The organism is Sorangium sp. So ce124 (genome assembly GCF_051525235.1).
GTDB lineage: Bacteria > Myxococcota_A > Polyangia > Polyangiales > Polyangiaceae > Sorangium > Sorangium atrum.
In genome coordinates, this window is record NZ_CP150312.1 from 10,758,849 (window position 1) to 10,779,870 (window position 21,022).

At 70.5% G+C, this 21,022-nt stretch carries 17 protein-coding genes; 8 read left to right on the top strand and 9 right to left on the bottom strand.

The features are described from left to right. Positions 1 to 40: 40 nt before the first annotated feature. Positions 41 to 1,324 (bottom strand): PAS domain-containing protein, encoded by a 1,284-nt coding sequence (locus WMF19_RS40455; RefSeq protein ID WP_437895258.1) that lies wholly within the window; start codon positions 1,322 to 1,324, stop codon positions 41 to 43. 150 nt (positions 1,325 to 1,474) lie between these two features. Here WMF19_RS40455 and WMF19_RS40460 point away from each other — a divergent pair, with 150 nt between their 5' ends. Further along, the gene (locus WMF19_RS40460; RefSeq protein ID WP_437895259.1) at positions 1,475 to 1,876 is read left to right on the top strand and encodes a hypothetical protein; all 402 of its coding nucleotides are present in this window, start codon (positions 1,475 to 1,477) and stop codon (positions 1,874 to 1,876) included. 49 nt (positions 1,877 to 1,925) lie between these two features. On the opposite strand, the gene WMF19_RS40465 is transcribed toward WMF19_RS40460, so the two are convergent. Beyond that, positions 1,926 to 5,099: a right-handed parallel beta-helix repeat-containing protein gene (locus WMF19_RS40465; RefSeq protein ID WP_437895260.1), complete on the bottom strand. Its 3,174-nt coding sequence runs from the start codon at positions 5,097 to 5,099 to the stop codon at positions 1,926 to 1,928. A 217-nt stretch (positions 5,100 to 5,316) separates the two neighbouring features. On the opposite strand from WMF19_RS40465, the gene WMF19_RS40470 reads away from it, so the two are divergent. Next, the gene (locus WMF19_RS40470; protein WP_272104191.1) at positions 5,317 to 5,706 is read left to right on the top strand and encodes a hypothetical protein; all 390 of its coding nucleotides are present in this window, start codon (positions 5,317 to 5,319) and stop codon (positions 5,704 to 5,706) included. Between the two features lie 247 nt (positions 5,707 to 5,953). Further along, positions 5,954 to 6,664, top strand: a complete 711-nt coding sequence (locus tag WMF19_RS40475; RefSeq protein ID WP_437324871.1) for an HdeD family acid-resistance protein — start codon at positions 5,954 to 5,956, stop codon at positions 6,662 to 6,664. A 40-nt stretch (positions 6,665 to 6,704) separates the two neighbouring features. Here the strand turns inward: WMF19_RS40475 and WMF19_RS40480 are convergent, their stop codons facing one another. The 4 genes from WMF19_RS40480 to WMF19_RS40495 form a co-directional block, all read right to left on the bottom strand. Beyond that, positions 6,705 to 7,520, bottom strand: coding sequence for an HAD hydrolase family protein (locus WMF19_RS40480; protein ID WP_437895261.1), 816 nt, complete (start codon positions 7,518 to 7,520; stop codon positions 6,705 to 6,707). After that, positions 7,517 to 8,911, bottom strand: a complete 1,395-nt coding sequence (gene zwf, locus WMF19_RS40485) for a glucose-6-phosphate dehydrogenase (RefSeq protein WP_437895262.1) — start codon at positions 8,909 to 8,911, stop codon at positions 7,517 to 7,519. Before zwf ends, WMF19_RS40480 begins: the two co-directional genes overlap by 4 nt. 275 nt (positions 8,912 to 9,186) lie before the next feature. Then, the gene (locus WMF19_RS40490) at positions 9,187 to 10,842 is read right to left on the bottom strand and encodes a tetratricopeptide repeat protein (protein WP_437895263.1); all 1,656 of its coding nucleotides are present in this window, start codon (positions 10,840 to 10,842) and stop codon (positions 9,187 to 9,189) included. A gap of 37 nt (positions 10,843 to 10,879) precedes the next feature. Further along, the gene (locus tag WMF19_RS40495; RefSeq protein WP_437895264.1) at positions 10,880 to 12,004 is read right to left on the bottom strand and encodes a metallophosphoesterase; all 1,125 of its coding nucleotides are present in this window, start codon (positions 12,002 to 12,004) and stop codon (positions 10,880 to 10,882) included. Between the two features lie 338 nt (positions 12,005 to 12,342). On the opposite strand from WMF19_RS40495, the gene WMF19_RS40500 reads away from it, so the two are divergent. The 3 genes from WMF19_RS40500 to WMF19_RS40510 are packed head-to-tail and all read left to right on the top strand — an operon-like array spanning position 12,343 to position 15,472. Beyond that, complete coding sequence (locus tag WMF19_RS40500) at positions 12,343 to 12,951, top strand: hypothetical protein (RefSeq protein WP_437895265.1); 609 nt, start codon at positions 12,343 to 12,345, stop codon at positions 12,949 to 12,951. Then, a complete protein-coding gene (locus WMF19_RS40505; RefSeq protein ID WP_437895266.1) occupies positions 12,941 to 14,350 on the top strand; it encodes a hypothetical protein in 1,410 nt (469 codons plus the stop codon). Before WMF19_RS40500 ends, WMF19_RS40505 begins: the two co-directional genes overlap by 11 nt. A 60-nt stretch (positions 14,351 to 14,410) precedes the next feature. Then, complete coding sequence (locus WMF19_RS40510) at positions 14,411 to 15,472, top strand: imelysin family protein (protein ID WP_437895267.1); 1,062 nt, start codon at positions 14,411 to 14,413, stop codon at positions 15,470 to 15,472. Between the two features lie 36 nt (positions 15,473 to 15,508). Here the strand turns inward: WMF19_RS40510 and WMF19_RS40515 are convergent, their stop codons facing one another. The 3 genes from WMF19_RS40515 to WMF19_RS40525 form a co-directional block, all read right to left on the bottom strand. Further along, complete coding sequence (locus WMF19_RS40515) at positions 15,509 to 15,913, bottom strand: hypothetical protein (RefSeq protein WP_437895268.1); 405 nt, start codon at positions 15,911 to 15,913, stop codon at positions 15,509 to 15,511. 26 nt (positions 15,914 to 15,939) lie between these two features. Next, positions 15,940 to 17,091, bottom strand: coding sequence for a zinc-dependent alcohol dehydrogenase (locus tag WMF19_RS40520; protein WP_437895269.1), 1,152 nt, complete (start codon positions 17,089 to 17,091; stop codon positions 15,940 to 15,942). A gap of 167 nt (positions 17,092 to 17,258) precedes the next feature. Continuing rightward, a complete protein-coding gene (locus WMF19_RS40525) occupies positions 17,259 to 18,893 on the bottom strand; it encodes a sigma-54 interaction domain-containing protein (protein ID WP_437895270.1) in 1,635 nt (544 codons plus the stop codon). A gap of 200 nt (positions 18,894 to 19,093) precedes the next feature. Here WMF19_RS40525 and WMF19_RS40530 point away from each other — a divergent pair, with 200 nt between their 5' ends. Together WMF19_RS40530 and WMF19_RS40535 are read left to right on the top strand one after the other, a co-directional pair. Further along, positions 19,094 to 20,329: an RtcB family protein gene (locus WMF19_RS40530; protein WP_437895271.1), complete on the top strand. Its 1,236-nt coding sequence runs from the start codon at positions 19,094 to 19,096 to the stop codon at positions 20,327 to 20,329. Then, positions 20,326 to 20,982 (top strand): peptide chain release factor-like protein, encoded by a 657-nt coding sequence (locus tag WMF19_RS40535; RefSeq protein ID WP_437895272.1) that lies wholly within the window; start codon positions 20,326 to 20,328, stop codon positions 20,980 to 20,982. The genes WMF19_RS40530 and WMF19_RS40535 overlap by 4 nt, the downstream gene beginning before the upstream one ends. The last annotated feature ends 40 nt before the right edge of the window (positions 20,983 to 21,022 follow it).

Sequence of the window (21,022 nt, forward strand, 5' to 3'; positions counted from 1 at the left end):
TACCGGCGTACACCCGGTCTGTTGGTGGGTGCGCGCTCGGTTACCGGCGGAGCCGTCGTCCGAGCGCGTAGGCGATGCCGCTCTCCAGGGTCCCTGTGGTCACGATGCCGCTCAGATCGGCGCCCATCGTCGTGAGCGTCTGCGCGATCTGCGGCTTGATCCCGGTGAGCACGACCCGGGTGCCGAGCAGCCCCGCGGCCCGGGCCGCGTCGACGAAGGATTGCGCCACCCGCTCGTCGACGAACTTCACCCCGGTGATGTCGAGGATGGCGATCTTGGCCCGCCGGTCGGCGATCCCTTCAAGCAACGTCGCCAGGATCTGCTCGGCGCGCGCTGGGTCGACGCTCCCGACGATCGGCATCGCGACGACGCCGCGCGCCAGCGGCAGGAGCGGCGTGATGAGCTCCTGGATCGTCGCCTGCTGTATCTCGATGAGCTGACGCTGCATCTCCGCGCGCTCGGCCTCGGCCTGCTTCGTTCGGCTGATGTCCACCGAGACCGTCCCGACCGCGTAGATCGTCCCCTCGGCGTCGCGGATGGGGAACTTGGTCGACAGGTAGGTGCGCGGACCGCTCGGGAAGACGAGCACGTGCTCGGATGCGCCCGGGCGTCCGGCGGCTGCCACCTCTTCATTGGCTTTTCGTATCGAGGCGGCCGCCGGCGCCGGGAGAATGTCGTAGACGACCCGCCCGAGCAATTCCTCGCGGCTCATCCTGTAAAAGGACTCGATCTCGCGGTTCACGAGGAGGAGGCGGCCCGCGGCGTCCACCGCGACCATCATGGACGGCGTGTATTCGAGGAACGCATGGAGCAGGCTCTCACTCCGCTCGAGCATCTGCTCCGTATGCTTGCGCGCGGTGATATCGTGCGCCGATCCCAGCATCCGGCGCCCCGGTCCCTCGGGATCGCGGCCGAGCGCGACGCCTCGCTCGAGGAACCATCGCCAGCCGCCGTCGCGACCGCGCACACGGTACTCCACCGTCGCCTGCTCCCCGCTCTCCGAGGCGGCCACGCGAGCCCGGTACTCCTCGATGCGACCGATATCGTCCGGATGGACTGTCGGGGACAGGCCGTCACCGCGGGGCGGGCCTTCGGCCGCTCCGCAGCCCCCTCCGACGAGGTCCGCGAGCTCCCGGTTACGATAGATGTACCGCCCCTCATCGAGATCGAGCACGTAAACGAGGCTGGGCAGCGCGTCGAGCAAGCGCTCCGGGAAGCTGCGGTCGGCCCCCTCCAGTTCGGCGACCCGGGAGCGCAGGCGCTGCACTTCCTTCTGCAATGCGTCCAGCTCCGCCTCGAGCGCCACGGTCTTCTGCGCGTCCATCGGTGTCCCAGGGGATGTTATCCCAGCTGCGGGCTGAGGTGGGTCACAATTTTCCTGTGTATCCAGTGTCTGCCCGTCAGCGCCCCTGGCGCGCGGGGCGCACGGCCCCCTGAGCTTCTCTCCGGGCCGGCGCTGCGCTAGTGGGACAGCATGCACAGCGTCTTGGAAGCGTTCAAGGCCTGCGGGTGGGCAGCGTGGCTCGCCCTCCTGGCCGGGACGGCCGGCATCGGGACCGGCCTTGTGGGGACGGCGATGCTGGCGACGAAGGCGCGCGGCTTTGCCTGGATCCCGGGCGCTGTCGCCGTGCTTCTGGGGCTCGGCGCCGTCTCGGTCGGGCTGCTCGGCCGCTCCATGGGGCTCGCCCGCGTGGAGGAGGCGCTTGGCTATCCCGGCGTCGAGATCGACGCCGCGCAGCGCGAGATGATCCGGCGCGTCGGCACGGAGGAGGCCAATCAGTGCGTGACCATCGGCGCCTCGATGGGCGCCCTGCCGTTCGTGATCGGCGCGGCCGCGGTCGGGATCGGGCTCGCGCTCGGCAAGAAGCCGGCTTGATGGATTCAGGGCGCCAAGCACATTGGCTCACGCGCCTGTGCTGGTGGGACTACTCTCCGCTCTCGAAGGGGCCGAGATCCGGCGCGGCTCCGTTGTACTCCGCGCCTACGTCGATGCCCGCATCGCGGAGATCGCTGCCAGGCACCAGCTTCAGGTAGTCGATGTCCGGCAAGCTGCCATCGGCCTTGCGGGGGCCCTTGAGCAGGCTCGTGTCGACGCTCACGAAGTCGCCGCTCGTGGCCGACAGTCCACCTTGCCAGCTGTTGTTGGTGATGTTCGTGGTCGTCGCCGACAGTGACCCGTTCGTCCCCAGAGAGATCGTGTTTCTGATGGTCAACGAGGCCGCGATGCTGGAGGTGCTGAAGTTGATGTTGCTGCCATTGGCGTGCGCCGCGCTGTTCAGGATCGTGACGCTGCCGCGATTGCTGTTATGGTCGAAGCCGTCGTTGACGTTCCCCGCGGCGATGCACCGCGTGTAGACGGCGTTGTGGCGCAGATCTTTGCCGTCGCTGCCGCCTGACTTGAAGCCGTTGCCGTCGCCCGCGCCGACCGAGCCATTCTTGAGCTTCCCGTTGTCGATGGCCCAGCAGTCGTCGTAGGTCGTCGTGACGTTGTCTGCAGGGCGCAGGTAGCCGTCCCAGCCGTCGTCGAGGTTGTTCCAGGCGCGGCAGCCCACGAACTTGTTGCCTGTGCCCACGTCGAGCTTGGCGGCGAAGCCGTCGGCGTTCTCCAGGCTGGAATCGGCGTTGAAATACGAGTCGCAGTTGAGCACCAGGTTGTCGGCCGCCCCTCCGCCCAGCTGGAGTCCGGTGTCGGCGCATTCGGCGAACGTGGAGTATTCGATCACGTTGTGCGAACCGCTGACGAACATGCCGTTGTCGCCGGCTCGGAGAACATCGATGCCGTAGATGTGCCAGTGGTCGCCGGACAAGACGAGCCCGCGATTGCTGGAGCTCTCCGCCATGGCGGAAAAGTCGAGCAAGGGGCGTTCGCTGTCCAGGGGGTAGGCGCGCAGCTCGATGGTTGCGCCGCTCATGCCGTCCTTGGCCAGGCTGAGGGTCGTCTTGAGCGCGTAGGTGCCCCCGCGCAGGTAAATGGTGTCGCCCGCATCCGCCTGAAGGAGGGCGGCGGCCAGGGTCATGGGATCGCTCCTCGTTCCCGACGCGTCCGCCGAGCCATCCGGAGCCGCGAAGAGCGCATCGGGGTCGATCGTGGGCGCTCCGCCGCTTCCCGATCCGCCGCCCGTCCCCGTTGTGGCGCCCCCAGCTCCGTCGCTGCCCGTCCCCGTGGTGGCGCCCCCGCTGGCGCCCCCAGCTCCGTCGCCGCCCGAGCCCGTGGCGCCACCGCCGGACGCAGTCGTGCCACCCGTCGCGACGGTTCCGCCTGCGCCCGCACTGCCGGCGCTCGTCTGAGCCCCGCCGCTCCCTGAAGTGTCTGTGTCAGCCGCGCCGCCGTCAGAACAGGCCGCACTCGCCAACAACACGCTCGCGGCCGACAGGAGGCGCCACAGATGGCCGCGTCGGGTCTGGAGCGGGGGCTTGGAGCTCGGGTTCATTGCGATGGCTGGGACTCGGCGCTTCCGGCGCGTTGCGAAGGCCCACAGCACGAGGTGGAGGAGCGCGAAGCTCGCTGCACCCGGCCGGTGTCCGCCAGCTGTGCTGCACGCGCAGCCGGCTGAGTCGTCGGCGCTGCTCGGACTGGTGCCACCGCCGCCCGTGCCCGAGGTTCCGCCGCCACCGACGCTCGTCGTGCCGCCGCTGGTTGCGTCGCCGCTCGTCGCTCCTCCGCTCGTGGCTCCTTCGCTTGCGCTTGCGCTTGCGCCGCCCGACCCCGTATCCGCGGTGCCGCCGCTGCCCGCGCCGGCGCCCCCCGCTCCGCCAGCGCCGGAAGCCCCCGCGGCCTCGACCAGCCCCGTCTCGAAGCAGCCAAGATCCGGAGCGGAGCCTGCGTAGGGCAGCCCGACGTCGACGCCCTTGTCGATGGCGTCGCTGTCCGGCGCGAGGCGGAAATTCGTGAGGACGGGCAAGCTTCCGTCGGCCTGTCGCGGAGCTTCCAGCCCCATCTCGGACGGGTTCTGAAAGTCCGCGTTCGAGACCGTGACACCACCCGCCGTCCAGGAGTTGTTCGCGTCGTCGGCGCCGTTGCGGTTCGAGAACAGCGTCCCGCCGAACGCCAGGTTGTTCCGGTAAACCCCGACGGTGATGTCGTTCCCGTTCGAATCCATCCCGAGCATGTTGAAGTCGGGGCGATTGCCGTACGAGGTGTTGTTGTAGAAGTAGAGCGTGCTCGGGTGGTGGTTCGCGTAAAACCCTGCCGCCCTGTTGAAGGCGGCGAGGCAGTTTTGCACCGTGTGCGCCGCGGGCTCGGCCGGAAATTTCGCCGGATCGGCGCCGTAGCCGCCGCCCTTGAAGCCGTTGCCGTTGCCGATGCCGGTCTGCGTCCCCGGCTTGTAGCCGTTGTACCAGGCCCACGAGTCCTCGACGAGGCAGGCTGCGCCGGAGTTGATGAAATCGTAGCCGTCGTCCGCGTTCCACCAGGCGCGGCAGCCTCGAAATACGTTGCCCGTCTCCCGGGCGCCGACGTGACAGCCGAAGCCGTCCGCGCTCTCGCCCGCGCCGTTCGACGTGAGCTCGTCGAAGTTGTCGTGCGAGTCGCAGTTGAGCACGAGGTTGTTGCTGCCGCGCTGGATGAAGATGCCGGCGCCCATGATGTGGTGGACGTCGAGCGCCTCGAAGATGTTGTTGCTCCCCTGGTTCCACACTCCCCAGGACTCGTGGTTCAGGTTGTTGTTCTGGCGAACGCCCCTGATCTCGAGCCCCTTGAGGTGAATGTAATTGCCGGACACGAGGATGCCCTTGATACGGCAGGAATCCCTGATGCCGTCGAAATCGAAGACGGGCTTCTCGCCGGGCGCGGCCCAGTACCTGATGAGATTGCCGGCGCTGCCGCTCTTGTTCAGCACCACACCGCTGATGGTCGCCGTCCCGCTCGAGCAGGTGGTGGTGCCCTCCCTGTACGCGTACGTGCCGCCCTTGAAGTAGAAGACGTCGCCGGCCATGGCCACGCTCTGCGCTTTGGCCATCGACGCGAACGGCGCGTCTTCGCTGCCGGCGTTCGCGTCGTTGCCGGCGGGCGCCGGGGCCACGTAGTAGTCCTTTGCCCAGCCGCTCGTCGCAACGAGCAGCGGAGCGCCCAGCGCAGACAGCGAGAGGAGGAGCCGCACGTTCATCCTTGCACCAGCCCGAGGTCGTCGAGGTTGAAGCCCGCCGAAACCGTGGGAAAGCACACCGAAACGTCCTGGGGACGTCAAGCCCAAACTGCAGGACCTCCGGGTTGACAGAACCAACGTCTGTGCGATATCGGCTGCAGGTGCGCCGCTCGCGCACATGGGGAGTGGATCCATGCGACGATTCGCGATCTCTCGTTGGCTGATAGCGTGCTTGGCGAGCTGTACCTCCGCGCCGCCGTCCATGCCGGGGGACGGGGTCGTCGAGGGGCCTCCGCCCCCTGCGCCGTCGTGCCCGACCCAGAAGCTCGCGTTCACCAGGGACACGGGGTGCGTGAACGATGGATCCCTGGAGTTCTGCCTGCCGTCGGGCGACGCGGCGCTCCTCGCGCGCGTGCGGGGCATCGCGCCAACGATCCGGGCCGGCTCGTCGGGCGGGCGCGCCAGGTGCGATGTGTCGAAAGAGACCCTGTACTTCTTCCCCACGGGAGATGCCGAGTGCACCGCGCGCCATGGCGCGCTCGAGGACGCGGCATGGGACCAGGTCTGTCGTATCGCCGCGCTGCCCGAGGTGCGGGAGATCGTGCCGACGTGGTACGAGTGAACGCGGGCGGGCGCTCCTGCGTTGGCTCGCCGGCCGAGCGGCCCGGCCGCGCCGATTCTTGGTAGAACCACGCCGCGGAGAGGGCCGTCCGCCATCCCCTGGGCGTGCGGGGGGTGAGCAACCCGATCACGGGAGCGCGAGACCGGCCGCTCTGGGGTCACTTGACACCGCTCGGGGACGGCACCTTGTTCGCCGTGGCCCGACCCCTGCCGTGCCCCGCCCGACTCATGCGCTCTCGGCGGAGCGCGTGGCGCTCGTTGCGGCGAGCAGACGCGCCGGTGAGGCGCTGGGCTTCCATTTACGGTTACGGTTCACGATTACGGCGAAACTCCAGCTCCGGGAAGAGGAGGGTACACACATGGCTGATCGCTGGGAGGACCCTGTTCACACGACGAGCTTCGGGTTGCAACTGGTCGAGCCCCATACCTTGCGGGAGAACCGCGGCTCGTTCATCGGGCTCGGCATCGCCCTTCTGGTGCTTGGCGCTCTCGCGATCCTCATGCCCGTGATCGCCTCGCTGGTCACGGCGGTCGCCATCGGGGGCGTGCTCGTGGCGAGCGGCCTCTTTCAGGGCGTCCACGCCATCCAGCACCGGCGATGGGCCAACTCCGCCTGGTCGCTCGCGGGCGCCCTGATCCAGCTCGCCGCGGGCGTCCTGATCGTGGCCTTCCCGGTGACGGGCACGGTCACGCTGACCTTGATCCTCGCGGCGTTCTTCTTCGCGGAAGGCTTCCTCAAGATCGTCCGCGCGCTCCAGCACCGCGAGATGCCCGGCTGGGGTTGGCTCCTGTTCGACGGGCTGCTCGCGCTGGCGCTCGGGGTCCTGATCTGGTGGCGCTGGCCCAGCACCGCGGCGTGGGCGATCGGGCTGCTCGTCGGCGTCAACGTCCTCGTCAGCGGCATGTCGATGCTGCTGATCGGGTCCAGCGCGCGACAGCGGCCGGTGGCCAGCATGTGAAAGGCGCCCCGGGCCGGAGACCGCGCCTGACGCTCGTCCCTCACTGGCCACCACCGCTCGTGGCGAGCAGCCAGGTCTCGACGGCGTGCGCGAAGCCCTCGTCGGCGTTCGACAGCGTGATGAAGTCGGCTTGTCGCTGCACGACGGCGCGCGCCTGCCCCATGGCGATGCTGAGCCCGCTCTCCCGGAACATGAGCACATGGTCGGGCAGCTCGCCGATCGTGGCCATGGCTGCGCCGGGGACGCCGAGGCGCGCCGAGAGGGCCCTCGCGACCTCTCCGGAGTTGGCCCGCGGGTGCATCACCTCGATGCAATGAGGGACGGGGCGTGACGCCGAGAAGAACGCGCAGGCCCCCCGGAGGTCCGACTCACCGCGCTCCAGCACCTCGGCGTCGTCGCTGACGCCGACGATCTTGACCGCGCTGTCCACGACGCCTTCCCAGCGCTCGACGACCCTGGGGACACACTGCACGACCGCCTGCTCGCGCGCGACGTGCGGCGCGTCGGCGCGGCGCACCAGCCAGTCATCGCCCTGGTAGACCCAGACCGCGGCGCCGTGTCGCTCCAGGGTCGCGATGACGACCGCGGCCGCGCCGTTGTCCATCGGGTGCTGCTCGATCACGGAGAGATCCGGCCGCACCAGCATGGCGCCGCCGAACGCGGCGACGGGCGTCGCGATCGCCAGCCGCCCGAGCAGGCCGCGCAGGCCGCGCGGCGAGCGCCTGCTCATCAGCGCGAGGTCGACGCCGGCGTCGCGGAGCCGACTCACCGCCTGCTCCGCCCTGGGGGTGAGCACGCCCTCGGGCGTGAGGAGCGCGCCGTCCACGTCGGCGAGCAGCACGCGAATCCCTGTCATGCGGCTCTCCTCGCCAGCGGGGTGGCCACGGTCGGTGTACGCCACCCGCCGAGGTCGGCGACGAGGCGGTCGGCTTCGGCTGGGCCCCAGCTGCCCGGCTCATAGGGCGAGAGCGGAGTGGCCTCGTCCAGGACCGGATCGACAACGGCCCATTGCGCCTCCACTTCGGCCTGGCTCGCGAACAGGGTCGGATCGCCTGCGAGCGCATCGCCGAGGAGCCGCTCGTAGGGCGCCAGCGCCTCGGACAGGTCGCTCGCCACGAGCAGCTCGGTCGGCTGTCCGGCCATCAGCTCGCCAGGCGCCTTGATCCGCACGCCGACGGCGAGCTCCGGCGCAGGGGCGAGCCGGATGCGCACGTAGTCTGGAGCCCCGCGCCCGACGTCCTCGAACACGGCGTGCGGAGGCCGCCGCAGCAGGACGAGCACCTCGGTCGCCGTGACGGCGAGGCGCTTGCCAGCGCGGATGCAGAACGGCACGCCCGCCCAGCGCCATGTGTGGATGCGGAGCCGCGCGGCGCAGAACGTCTCGACCTGCGACCCCGGCGCGACGCCCGGCTCGCCGCGGTACCCGTTGTATTGACCGCGGACGACGTGCGCCGGATCGAGCGGCGTGATGGCCCGCAGCAGCCGGACGCGCTCCGCACGCACGGCGTCGGCGTCGCCGGACGGGGGTGGATCCATGGCGAGGCACGCGAGCACCTGCAGGAGATGGTTTTGCAGGACGTCACGGATGCACCCGGTCGCGTCGTAGAACCGGCCGCGGCCCTCGATGCCGAACCTCTCGGCCATGGTGATCTGGACGCTCTCGACATGGTGGGAGTTCCATACCGGCTCGAGCAGCGCGTTCGCGAAGCGGAAGTAAACGATGTTCTGGACCGGCTCTTTGCCGAGGAAGTGGTCGATCCGGTAGATCTCCTCTTCCGGAAAGACGCTCGCGAGCGTGCGGTAGAGCGCGCGAGCGGACTCCAGATCCTGGCCGAACGGCTTCTCGACGACGAGCCGCCCTCGCCGCACGCACCCGGAGCGGTCGAGCGCCTTGACGACCTCTTCGAACAGGGCGGGCGGCACGGCCATGTAGTGGAGCGGCCGCTGGGCGGTGCCGAGTCGCTCGCGCAGGCGGTGGAACGTCGCCGGATCGGCGTAATCCCCGCTCACGTACGAGAGCCGCGCGCACAGCTCGCGATGGACGCCGGCCTCGAACACGCCCGCCCGCTCGAGGCTCTCGCGGACGCGGGCGTAGAGCTGCTCGATGCTCCACGGGCTCTTGGCCACGCCGATGAGGGGCACGTCCAGCTTGCGCCGGCGGATCAGCCCGGCCAGCGCCGGGAAGATCTTCTTGAAGGCCAGGTCGCCTGTCGCTCCGAAGAGCACGAGCGCGTCGGCGGCCTTCATGCCGCCTGCTCGGCGGCGCCGGACCTCACGCGCCGCGTGCCCGAGCTCTCCTGGCCTTCACCATCCATCCATCCAGCGCGCATGAGCTCGGCTCCTCTCGTCATGGCCCTGGAGGCCCAGGTCCGGCCCGGCATCGCGTGTGCCACGCTCGATCGGCACGAGGGCGCCTTGCCGAGCGCGGCAGCGGGAGGCCTTCCGGGGCTCCGCCGTCGCAGTCCTGAGAGCAGATCCGCACCACGCCTGTGCAGCCTGCGCATGTGGCGGGTCCGAGCGGCTCACCGGGCGCGGGCGCGCTTTTGCGCCATGCCTTGGAGCCTCTTCACGAGCTCGACAGCCTCGCCCTCGCGGTCGAGATCGTGCAATGCCCTGGCTCGAATGAGGAGCGACTCGGGGAGCGCATCGTTGCGGCTCGCCTCCGGCTCGAGCAGTCTGGCCGCTTCTGCCGGGTCACCGCTGCGAAGCGCGACGGCCGCGAGGTTATGGGTGATCTGGCGCTTCTCTCGATCGTCGCCGGAGCGCTCGAGCGCGGACGTCCACGCAGCGCGAGCGTCGGCCCACCGCTCTTGAGCGAAGCGCACAGCGCCGAGGTTCTGGAGCGCCGCGAGCTCATCGGCGTAGGAGAGATGGTCGGCGTCGGGCGCCGCGGCTCGCTCGTACCGCGACGCGGCCGCCTCCCAGTCGCGGGCGTCCCGAGCCACCTCGCCGAGGAAGAACTGCCCCTCGCGGCACGCGGGCTCGCGGCTCACCTCCGGCGCCCAGAGGCGCTCATCGCTCGCATACCTTCGTCCTTCGCGCAGCGAGAGCGCCGTGAACGGCACGCCGAGGACAAGGACCAGCGCCCACAGGCGCCGGCCGTGGCGGTCGGCTGCGTGGGCGAGGAGCATCGCGCCGAACGCAAGCGGCACATAGAGGTAATGGGGCGACCACCAGCGCATGATCGGCACGAGCTGGAGCGACGGAAGGAGGGAGAGTGCGAAGAGCCATGCAACGCCCCGCCGTCGTGACGCGAGCAGGGCGACGCCACCGAGCACGGCGGCGCCGAAGAGGGCCGAAAGGCTCGCCGTGCGGGTGATCCGGAACGCATCGCAGATGCTCTGGTCGAGCGGCACGACCAGCGCCAGGGCGCTCTTCCCGAGCGCAGCGAGCCTCGTGCCGACGCTCTCGTCGAGCGGCAGCGCGGGATGCTGGGCCCGGAAGCGGGGCGCATACAGCAGGCGGAGGCCGGTCGCGGCCGCGAACGCGACGCCTTCCGCTGCGAGCAGGCGCAGGCGCGCCGCGCCGTCGGCGGTGGTTGCCTGGGGGCGCGGCGCGGCGTGCCGGGCGGCTCCCCCATCGGCCGGGGAGCCGCCCTCCCGATGTCGCCCGGCGGAGAGCGCCAGGACGAACAGCGGACCAAGCAGCCACGCCGTCTCCTTCGTGAGCGCGCCGGCGAAGAGCGCCGCGGCTGCGAGAGCGGGCTTTTGCGCCTGGTGCGCGGCGACGAGCGCAAGGAGGAAGACCGCTATCATCGCCTCCGAGCGGAACGCGATCGCGGAAGCGACCAGGGATGTCGTCGGATGCACAGCGAAGAGCAGCCCTGCCGCCAGCGCCGCGCGGGGCGAGAGGCCGAGGGCGCGCGCCGCCACGGTGGTCATGACCGACGCGAGCGCATGCCAGCCGAGCGTGACCGCGTGGAAGAAGCCGGGCGTCTTCGACACGGCCGCGTCGATGGAGAGCGACAGCGCCATGAGCGGCCGGTAGAAGCTGGTGTCCGCGAAGCCCCGGGTGAACAGCCCGAGCCAGCCGGAGGGCGCCGCGAGCGCGCGCCCCTCACGGAGGTGCGCGTGATCGAGCCAGACGTAGCCGCCGCCGAGGGCCGTCGCGTGGGAAGCGGCGGCCAGCGCGGCGACGGCCATGAGCCCGCGGCGGCCGGGGGAGAGCTCGCGCAACATGCACCCCTGCTACGATCGGGAGAATCGCCCGGAACGCTCAGTCATGGGTGATCGAGAACGTCTCGGCGGTCGTCCCGCTGATCGTCTTGAAGTAACCCGTGGCCGCCTTGGGGTTGCCGCCCACGTTGAAGGTGATGAACTGAGCACCGTAGTTCGCGCTCTGGTTCGAGGTGTAGATGAATCCCCACGTGTTGCTGCACCCGTACGGAAACGTCGTCGGTGTGCAGCGCGTCTGGGTGCGGATGCTGTTCCCGCCGAGGCCGGCGACCGTCACGAACGTCCGCCCGTTCGTCCCATCTCCTCCGACGCAGAGGACCCCTGCGCCGTTGCACGTGGGGTCGACGGTCTGGGATGTCATGTTGGTGAGCGTCCTCGTCCGCTCGTAGCTGTGCTCGTGTCCCGTCTGGATGATCGCGCCCTGCTTCCGGCACGTCTCGTAGACGTCCCAGCCCATCTCGTCGCCCTTCCCGCCCACCTGCATGGCCGCCTGATTCTGGTGCCACTGACAGATCTTCCAGATATGCGTGTCCGTGTTGAGGAACGGCGTGATGTGCGTCGCCCCGTTATCGCCCTTCTTGGCGGTCACGAGCACGAGGCCGCGGAAGGTGGTCTTGTAGTTGGCGTCGTGCGCGCCGGCGACCCGGGTCGCGCCGCCGAGGTGATTCGCCGCCTTGGGCAGATAGCCGCTCCAGGAGGAGTCATCGTGGTTGCCGCGGGAGATGAACACGGGGAACGTCGTGCCGAGGACCGACTCGACCTGGTTCCACCAGGTGGTCGGGTTGGCAGAGTACGACATGTCTCCGTTGACGACGACCGCCGCCGCGCCCTCGCTGAGCACGAGGTTCAGCACGCTCGTGAAGCTGCTCCCCGTGCCCGTGTCCCCGATGAAGGCGATCTTGAGGTTCGGATCCGTCGAGACCGTTCCGTTCAGCGCGGCTGACGCCGTCTCGCTCGGCTCGAGGGCGCCTTCCTCCTCCTGCCCGTCGTAAACCCCCTGCGGATCGTCGTTCGCGCGCTCGTCGCCGCCCGCGCCGGCGCACGCCGAAACCCCGGTCCCCATGGACAGCGCCAGCACGATGGCGCCGATCACGAGGCCGAACATCCGCGCGAGGGGAGCCTTACGAGGCTCCTTCTGCTGATCCCTATCTCCTTGTGTCTCCATGGAATACGTTCCTTCCCCACCAGGCGCACGGCGCTCCGTGCTCACGGCGTTCCCGTCAAGATCGAGAGATCTGTCCCCTGGATGGAAAATCTACCCTATTGCAAGGGCTCTTGTTTTTGTGATGGAGATTGTGTTGCGCTATCGTTGCATGGGAATTCAAGTTGGTCGACGAGCACGACGCCGGGGCCAGATCATCGCCGAAGTACAGCAGCTCAGCTCGTCACTCAATCTCCACACCGCTGCCCTCGTCGCTGCCGATAGAAGAGCCTGTCGACTCGATCCTCTCCTCGTTGACAGGCTCGACGCGGTAGATCTGCGGGCGGACAGGAGAACCTGATATGAATCTGTCCATGTGCATGTATGTGGCCCGAGGGCTCCTGTGGTTGAGCTCTGCGCTGGCGCTCGCCGGATGTGGAGCCGATGACGCCGGAAGCGGGCCGAGCCCCGCAGAGGCGGCGCTGTGCAGCGGGACGATCTGCGCCGAAGACGAGTTCTGTTACTATCCGCCGGGGGCATGTGGAGGGAAGGACGGAGCATGCCTGTTGCGACCGACGACGTGTCAGAGCGACACGCAGGTCTGCGCCTGCGACGGTCGCGCCTACGCGAGCGCCTGCGAGGCGGAGCGGTCAGGACAGAGCATCGGCGCGGCCGAGACGTGCGCCCCTGCGGCCGCGCCTCCAGGGACCTTCGCCTGCGGCAGCTACTTCTGCAGATCGGCCGATCAGTACTGCGAGATCCTCGACGAGCCCCACGAAGAGCCGTTCAAGCCGCCGCCGCAGCTCTTCTGTCACACGATCCCTGTCCCCTGCATGCCGGAGCCCTCGTGCGACTGCGTCGGCGATGCCGCCGAATCCATGAGCGTGGGAAACTGCTACAGCCCGCCGGTCTGCACGCAGGACGCGGGGAGGCTCACCATCGAGTGCAACGCCGAGGTGTATGACCCGTGAGGACCCGGTGAACGCGCGACGGGCCGCCCTCCTGCGGATGATCCTGACCGCCGCTCCGCTTGCGGGCTGCGCCGGCGGCTCCGACGCGGCCGGCGGGACGCCGACGTTCCACGCCGATATCGAGCCGCTCCTCCAGCGTAGCTGCGTGGGCTGCCACTCCACGGGTGGGATCGCCCCGTTCGGCCTGGGCAGCTACGAGGACGCGAAGAGCGTCGCCGAGCTGATCGCCGAGGTCACGAGGGAGCGCACGATGCCCCCCTGGGGCGCGTTCGAGACGGACGAGTGCAGGCCTCGCCATGGCTGGAAGGCTGATCTCCGGCTCAGCGGCGAGGAGATCGTGACGATCGAGGCGTGGAGCGCAGGAGGGGCGCCGGAAGGGGAACGGGCCCTCTCGCCGGCTCCCCTCGCGTCGGGAGCGGACGAGCTCCACGGCGCGGAGCAGGAGCTGGCGCCGATGGCGCCGTTCGTCGCGAGCGGCGAGGCGGATCAGTTTCGCTGCTTCGTCCTGGATCCGAAGCTCTCGGACACGAGATACCTGAACGGGTGGAGCTTCCTCGTCGGAAACTCGAAGATCGTGCACCACGCGTTGATGTTCCTCGACGAGCGCGGCGAGAGCGAGGCGCTCGCCGGCCCTGACGGCAGCTACGAGTGCTTCGGAGGCCCACGGGTCGAGGGCGGCGTCGTCGCGGCCTGGGCGCCCGGCGGCCGGCCTTTCGACGGTGGACCGAACGTGGGCGCCCCGATACCGGCGGGCTCACGGCTCGTGATGCAGATCCATTACCACCCGGCCGGGGCGACGGCGGCCCCGGACAGCACGCGCTTTCAGATGCGCTTCACGCCGTCGCGCCCCGAGTACGAGCTGCTCTTCGCGCTCGTCGGCAACTACGCTCGCCAGTTCGCGGACGGCGACGGCTTGCAGCCCGGTCCGGACGACGAGCGAGGCGCCTCCTTCCGCATCCCGGCAGGCGCCCACGACCACGTCGAGCGGATGCGCTTCACGCTGCCTGCCACGATGAACGGTCACCCGACGCCGGACCTCCACGTCTACGGCGTCGGCCCGCACATGCACTACATCGGCAACGACGTGAAGATCGACATCGAGCACGCGGGCGGGGCCTCCGGTAAGGAGACCGAGGAGTGCTTGCTGCAGGACCCGTCCTGGGATCTCACATGGCAGCGCCTCTACCAGGTTGACGCCGCGATTGACGATCTGCCGCGGCTCGCGCCGGGCGACGCGCTGAAGATCAGGTGCACGTACGACAATTCCCTGGACAATCCCCATCTGCGGGCGGCGCTGAGAGAGCGACACACGCCGAGCCCGGTCGACGTGTCCCTCGGGGATACGGCGTTCGACGAGATGTGCCTCGCCAGGATGGCGTTCATTTACAAGGCTCGTTGAGGAGGCGCTGTTCGACTCTGCGCGCTCCTCCCGAGCGCCCCAAGACAGGAGCTCTTCCCCATGGTCATCCATCGCGCGCGTCTTCCCCTCTGCCTTGCCGTCGCCGCCTCGTTCGCGCTCGCCGCGTGCGGGAGCGACGGCGAGGGGCCGCTCGCCGCCCCTGGCTACGAGGAGCAGGCCGTGCTCGACGTGAAGGCGTTCATCCAGACGAACCTCGACGACCTCGCCTCCGCGGCGGCGGCGCTGCAGGCCGCTGCGCCCGAGCCGGACGAGGACGGATGGAGCGCGGCGGCCGACAAGGACGCCGTCGACGCGATGAAGGCCGAGTGGAAGAAGGCGCGGTGGGCCTATGAGCACGTCGAGGGCGCGATAGCGGTCCTCTTCCGGGATCTCGATGTGTCCACCGACGCCCGGTATGACGCGTTCATCGAGGCGGCCGCCGACGCCGATCCGTTCGACGGCGAAGGGGTGACCGGCGTCCACGCCATCGAGCGGATCCTCTGGTCCGACGCCATTCCGCCTGCGGTCGTCGACTTCGAGTCGGGCCTCGGGGCCAGGTACCGCGCCGCGGCGTTCCCCGCGACCGAGGCTGAGGCCAAGGCGTTCAAGCGCGGCCTCTGCGCCCGCCTGGTGGCGGACACGAGGAAGATGCAATCCGACTTTCGCGGGCTGGCGCTCGACGCGCCGTCGGCGTTCCGGGGGGTCATCGGCTCGCTCGGCGAGCAGGTCGAGAAGGTGGCGAAGGCCGCCACGGGCGAGGAGGAGTCCCGCTATGCGCAGTACACCCTCGCCGACATGCGCGCGAACGTGGCGGCCGGGAGGCTGACCTACACGGCGTTCCAGCGCTGGCTCCTCTCGAAAGAGGGCGACGCCGCCGCGGTCGATCAGGCGGTCCTCGATGGCTTCGAGCGGCTCGAGGATGCGTACGCCGCGCTCCCCGGCGACGCGCTGCCGCCGGTGCCCGACCTGTGGAGCTCCGAGGATCCGACGGCGGCGCAGCTCGAGACCCCGTTCGGCCAGCTCTTCTCGCTCGTTCAGCGCGAGAGCGATGACGCGGTGGAGGGCTCCCTGGTCCGCAGCATGGGCGAGGCCGCCGATCTGCTCAGCATCCCGGAGCTATGATCCACGAACGGCGACACCCACCTCAGGGGGCCTCTGTCACGGGCGCTGCGACGCCGGGCGCCTGAGCTTGCCTGCCCTGACGGCCCGCCTCTCGAGTCTCTTGAAGAAGAGGAGGGGGAGGCTCTCGATCACGTCGACCCGATCCGCGATGAACAGCGCGACCCAGTGGGAGAGCCGGTGATCCGGGACCTTGTAGGCGACGCGGCGCAGCACCCCGCTCGCTCCTCTCGGCGGCAAGGCCGTGCTGAACACCGGCGTCGGACGGGCGCGCCCTGGGTGTCTGAGCACCAGCCCCTCGATCGGCTGCTGCTCGGGCTCGAGCCAGTGCGCGCTCTCCAGGAGGCGCGGCGGCACCTCTCTCGGGACGCCGGGCCTGTCCTCGGGGCAAAGATCGACTCCCCAGTACGGCAGCTCCCTCGGCAATACGATCTCGGCTTCCATGATCGCCTCCACTTCGATGACCGAGCTCACTTGGCCCCCCGCGGAATGAGCACGCATTTGAGGATCCCGTCGGTCCTCGCCGCGAACACCCGGTACATCTCCGCGGCCGCATCGAGCGGGACGCGGTGGGTGATGAGCGCCCTCGGGTCGATGTTCCCGTTGCGGATGTGCTCGAGCAGGTGGGGCATGTACCGCTTCACATCGCATTGCCCGGTCTTGATCGTCAGGCCCTTGTTCATGGCCGCGCCCACGTCGACGAGGTTCCACGGCGGCCCGTAGACGCCGATGATCGAGACCCTCCCGCCGCGGCGGACCGACTGGATCGCCCAGTTGAGGGCGACGGGCGACCCGGCCTGCAGCATGAGCGCCTTGCCCAGCACGTCGTGCAGCGCCGAGCCGTTCGCCTCGAGGCCGACCGCCTCGATGCAGACGTCCGGCCCGCGGCCGTCGGTCATGTCGCGGAGCGTGGACACGACATCAGGGGTCTCGCTGAAATCGAGCGTCTCTGCCTTGTTGTGCCGGCGCGCGAAATCGAGGCGGTAACCGACCGAATCGATCGCGATGACCCGGCGCGCGCCGAGGAGCCAGGCGCACCGCTGGGCCACGAGGCCGACGGGCCCGCAGCCGAAGACAGCCACCGTGTCCGCGGGGCCGATGTCCCCCATCTCCGCGGCCTGGTACCCCGTGGGGAGGATATCCGAGAGAAAGAGCGCGTCCTCGTCCGAGAGGTCGTCGGGGATCTTCATGGGGCCGACGTCGGCGAAGGGGACGCGGACGCGCTCGGCCTGGCCCCCCTGGTAGCCGCCGGTGGTGTGCGAATAGCCGAAGATGCCGCTGGCGAGCGTGGTGAGCGGGTTCGTGTTCTCGCAGGCGGAGGTGCGTTCTCGCTGGCAGAAGAAGCACGTACCGCAGGCGATGTTGAAGGGCACCACGACGCGGTCGCCGCGCTTCAGGGTCTGCACCGAGGCCCCGAGCTCCTCCACGACGCCGGTGAACTCATGGCCGAAGATGGTCCCCACGCGCGTGTCAGGCACGTAGCCATGATAGAGGTGCAGATCAGAGCCGCAGATCGTGGCGCGACTCACGCGCAGGACCACGTCGTTCGGATGTTGAACCCGAGGCTCCGGGTTTTCCTCGACGCGGACGTTCCTCGGCCCATGGTATGTGAGCGCCAGCATTCGCACTACCTCCCACGCTGCCCGTGGAGCAATGCAAGGGGTGAACCAGGCGCGCGCGCTCGTGGGTGCACCTGGCGTAGGCATCGCCCTCCGGCCTTCGGGCGCACGGCCTCAGGACATCGAGGACATTGCTGCTGACGCCGACGGCGCGGGCGCCGTTCGCCCTTTCATCGGTTGTTCGTCGTCTTCTTCTCTTTGTTCGGTAACGGCGGCGGCTTCAGCTTCTTCGGATCCTCGCCCCTCACGGCGTCGCGCGGCGCGCCGCCCTTGCGGAGGTGATACGCCGCCATCTTGCGCTTGAGGGTGTTCCTGTCGATGCCGAGCGCGCGCGCCGCGCGGGAGAGGTTGCCCTTGTGCACCTCGAGCGCGCGCCCGATCGCGGCGCGCTCGGCCGACGCCACGGCCTCCGCGAGCGGCGCGACCTCCTGGCCGCCTGCCTCCGACTCCGTCGCTCGCGCGAACCCGCCTGCGCCGCCGCTCGCCGGCCGCGCCGCCGGCGACGCGATCTCCGGCGCGAGGTCGCCCACGTCGACCGTGTGTTCGCAGAACACGCCCCACCGCTGCACCTCCGCGCGCAGCTCGCGCACGTTGCCCGGCCAGGGGTGCTGGTAAAGGCTCCTCCGCGCCTCGCGCGTCACCTTGAGCCCGCGCCCCTTGCGCCGCGACTGCACCTCGTCGAGGAACGCGTCGACGAGCAACTCGATGTCTCCACCCCGCGCGCGGAGCGGGGGAACCTCGATGATCGCGCCGCGGAGCCGGTAATACAGATCCTCGCGGAACGTCCCCTGCTCGACCATCGCCGCGAGATCGCGGTGGGTGGCCGCGAGGACGCGGACCTCCAGCTCGATCTTCGCCTCGCCGCCCACCCGCCGCAGCGTCCCGTCCTGGAGCACGCGCAGCAGCGACGCCTGCACCCGCGGGGACAGCTCGCCGATCTCGTCGAGGAACAGCGTGCCGCCGTGCGCCTGCTCGAAGACGCCGCGCCGCCGCCCCGCGGCCCCGGTGAAGGCCCCCGCCTCGTGTCCGAACAGCTCGCTCGCGAGCACGCCCTCGGCGAAGACGCTGCAGTTCTCCGCGATGAACGGCCCTCTCGCCCGCGGGCTGTGCTCGTGGATCGCCCTGGCCGCGAGCTCCTTTCCGGTCCCGGTCTCGCCGACGATCAGCACAGGCACGTCGGTCGCGGCGACCCGGGCGATGCGGGCGCGGAGGAAGCGCATCGGCTCGCTCTCGCCGACGAGCACCGTGTCGCGCGCGCGCGCCTCGGCCCGCAGGCGCACGACCTCCTCGCGCAGCGCGCGGATCTCCGGGAAGCCCTCGATGTCGAGCCGGACCTCGCGCACCGGCCGCGGGTGCGGGTGCGGCACGAACGCCGCCGGGATCACCTGGAGCATGCGCGCCGGCAGGATCCCCGCCTGCACAAGGATGACCCAGAGCGTCTGCGCCTGCGGCGTGCCGGCCGAGAGCAGGACGTCCGTCGCCCACGCCGCCGGCGGGAAGGCGCGCTTGAGCTGCGCCGAGAGCTTCCCGAGCGCCCGGAAGAGCTTCGCGTGGTCCGACGGATCGTCGACGTCCACGACGCGGAGCTCGATCCGCGGCGCGCGGGCCCGCGCCCGCTCGACGAGCGCCCGCGATGGCGCCTCGCCCGCCGGGATGGTGAGGACCACGATCGCGTCGTAGCGGCTCTCTTCCTGGTCGAGGAGCCGCAGCACCGGCCCGCGATCGCCCTCGGGCCGGCGGCCGTGGTGCGCCGGCGCCGGCCCGAGCGTGCCCGCGTCCGACCAGGTGAGGAGGAGGCGATTCACTGGTGCACCGTACACCAGATGTGGTGCATTATGCATCACTTTGTCTGGTGCGCAGTGCACCACATAGAAGCGTTTTGCCGGCGTCGGGGCGGGCCGCGCGCTGGCACGGAAGCCGCAAGTCTCCTCCGCATTCCCATGGGCATTCCCATCCGCGTTTGCGCCTGCCTTTGCTGTATTGGCCGCTTGCCCCGGAGATCTCGATGAAAGCCCCCGCCGACAGCGCAGTCCTTCCTGCCCACGCCCGCCTCATCGCCCGCGACGACGTCTGGCTCGAGGGCAACGCCGTCCAGCAGCTCGCGCGCGTCGCCGCGCTGCCCGGCTGCGTCCGCGCCGTGGGCATGCCGGACCTTCACGCAGGGCGGGGCATCCCCATCGGCGCGGCGTTCGCCTTCGCGGACCGGGTCGTCCCGGAGCTCATCGGCGGCGACGCCGGCTGCGGCGTGCGGCTCGTCGCGACGTCGATCGGCCGCATGGCGCCGGACGTCCTCGAGCGGCGCGCCCGGCAGGCGATGGACGACGATCCGCTCGCCGAGTGCGACCCGCGGGCGGTGTTCGAGCGGGTCTGGGAGCGCGGGGCGCGCGGCCTCGCCGAGCTCGACGGCGTGCCCGAGGCCCTCGCGCGGCTCGCGGCGGCGGAGCCCGAGGACGGCCTTCGCCCGAGCGGGGACGCGTCGCCGTACCGCGCGGGCTACGAGGGCGCGCTCGGCTCGGTCGGCGGCGGGAACCACTTCCTCGAGGTCGCCCGGGTCGGCGCGCTGCGGGACCCTGCATCGGCGAAGGCCCTCGGCCTCTCCGCGGGGGAGCTCGTCGTCCTGGCGCACTCCGGCTCGCGCGGGCTCGGCGGCGCGCTCGGGCAGCGCTGGGGCGGCGCGGTGCTCGAGGGGGACGCGGCCGAGCCGTACCTCGGCGAGCTCGCCGGCGCGTGCCGCTTCGCGCGGGCGAACCGGCTCCTGCTCGCCTACCGGATGCTGCGCGCGCTCGGCGCCTCGCGGGCGTCGACGATCACGGGCGGGCTCGACCTCACCCACAACGACGTCGCGCGCGAGGCCGTGGGCGGCGAGCCGGCCTGGGTGCACCGCAAGGGCGCGGCGCCCGCCCGGGGCAGCGACTTCACCGTGGTGCTCGGGTCGCGCGGCGCTCCGTCGTGGGTGATGCGCTCGTGCGACGCGGAGGCAGGGCTGCGCTCCGTCGCGCACGGCGCGGGCCGCAAGATGGGGCGCAGCGAGGCGCGCGAGAAGATCGCGGCCAGGTACCGGAGGCGCGAGCTCGGCCGCACGGAGCTCGGCGGCCGCGTCGTGTGCGACGATCCGGCGCTGCTGCTCGAGGAGCACCCGGACGCGTACAAGCCGATCGAGCCGGTGATCGAGAGCCTTGTCGAGGCCGGCCTGGCGACGCCTGTCGCGCCGCTCGTGCCCGTGGTCACGGTGAAGCGATGAGCCGGTCGTGGGTGCAGATCAGCGCGGGGCGGGGGCCGGTCGAGGTGCGGCGCTTCGTGGCGCGGCTCGCCGAGCGCATGGAGGCGCTCTGCCGGGAGCGCGGGCTCGCGGTGATCGACGTCACGGTGCACGGCGACGAGGGCGCGCCGGCCTCGGTCGAGATCCTTGTGGAGGGCGACGCGCGGCGCTGCCTGGAGGGCGAGCTCGGGACACACGCGCTTGTCGAGCGGAGCGCCGCGCGGGGGAAGGCGGCGCGCAAGCGGTGGTTCGCGGGGGTGGCGATCCACGCTGCGGGGGCGGACGCCGGGGCGGGCGAGGGCGTCGACCTGGGCGAGCTCGAGATCTCGGCCTGCCGGGCGGGCGGGCCGGGAGGGCAGCACGTGAACAAGACCCTGTCGGCGGTCCGGATCCACCACCGGCCGAGCGGGATCACGGTGCGCGTGGCCGACGAGCGCTCGCAGCGCGCGAACGTCCGCCGCGGGGTGGAGCGCATCGCCGAGCGGCTCGCCGAGCGCGCCGCCCGGCGCGCCGCAGAAGGGGAAGCTGCGCGCTGGAGCGAGCACGACCGGATCGTCCGGGGAGAGCCGGTGAGGACGTACCGGGTGGGGCGGAAGAGCGCGCTCGTGGTGGAGGAGGCGCGGGAGGGGCGGTGAGAAGAGCGGCCTCGCGTCTTGTTGGACAGGCGTAGTCTCT

Coding starts and splice junctions, on each gene's coding strand:
- WMF19_RS40455 (WP_437895258.1), bottom strand. CDS start 1,324: ATGGACGCGCAGAAGACCGTGGCGCTCGAGGCGGAGCTGGACGCATTG.
- WMF19_RS40460 (WP_437895259.1), top strand. CDS start 1,475: ATGCACAGCGTCTTGGAAGCGTTCAAGGCCTGCGGGTGGGCAGCGTGG.
- WMF19_RS40480 (WP_437895261.1), bottom strand. CDS start 7,520: ATGACAGGGATTCGCGTGCTGCTCGCCGACGTGGACGGCGCGCTCCTC.
- zwf (WP_437895262.1), bottom strand. CDS start 8,911: ATGAAGGCCGCCGACGCGCTCGTGCTCTTCGGAGCGACAGGCGACCTG.
- WMF19_RS40490 (WP_437895263.1), bottom strand. CDS start 10,842: ATGTTGCGCGAGCTCTCCCCCGGCCGCCGCGGGCTCATGGCCGTCGCC.
- WMF19_RS40495 (WP_437895264.1), bottom strand. CDS start 12,004: ATGGAGACACAAGGAGATAGGGATCAGCAGAAGGAGCCTCGTAAGGCT.
- WMF19_RS40500 (WP_437895265.1), top strand. CDS start 12,343: ATGAATCTGTCCATGTGCATGTATGTGGCCCGAGGGCTCCTGTGGTTG.
- WMF19_RS40505 (WP_437895266.1), top strand. CDS start 12,941: ATGACCCGTGAGGACCCGGTGAACGCGCGACGGGCCGCCCTCCTGCGG.
- WMF19_RS40510 (WP_437895267.1), top strand. CDS start 14,411: ATGGTCATCCATCGCGCGCGTCTTCCCCTCTGCCTTGCCGTCGCCGCC.
- WMF19_RS40515 (WP_437895268.1), bottom strand. CDS start 15,913: ATGGAAGCCGAGATCGTATTGCCGAGGGAGCTGCCGTACTGGGGAGTC.
- WMF19_RS40520 (WP_437895269.1), bottom strand. CDS start 17,091: ATGCTGGCGCTCACATACCATGGGCCGAGGAACGTCCGCGTCGAGGAA.
- WMF19_RS40530 (WP_437895271.1), top strand. CDS start 19,094: ATGAAAGCCCCCGCCGACAGCGCAGTCCTTCCTGCCCACGCCCGCCTC.
- WMF19_RS40535 (WP_437895272.1), top strand. CDS start 20,326: ATGAGCCGGTCGTGGGTGCAGATCAGCGCGGGGCGGGGGCCGGTCGAG.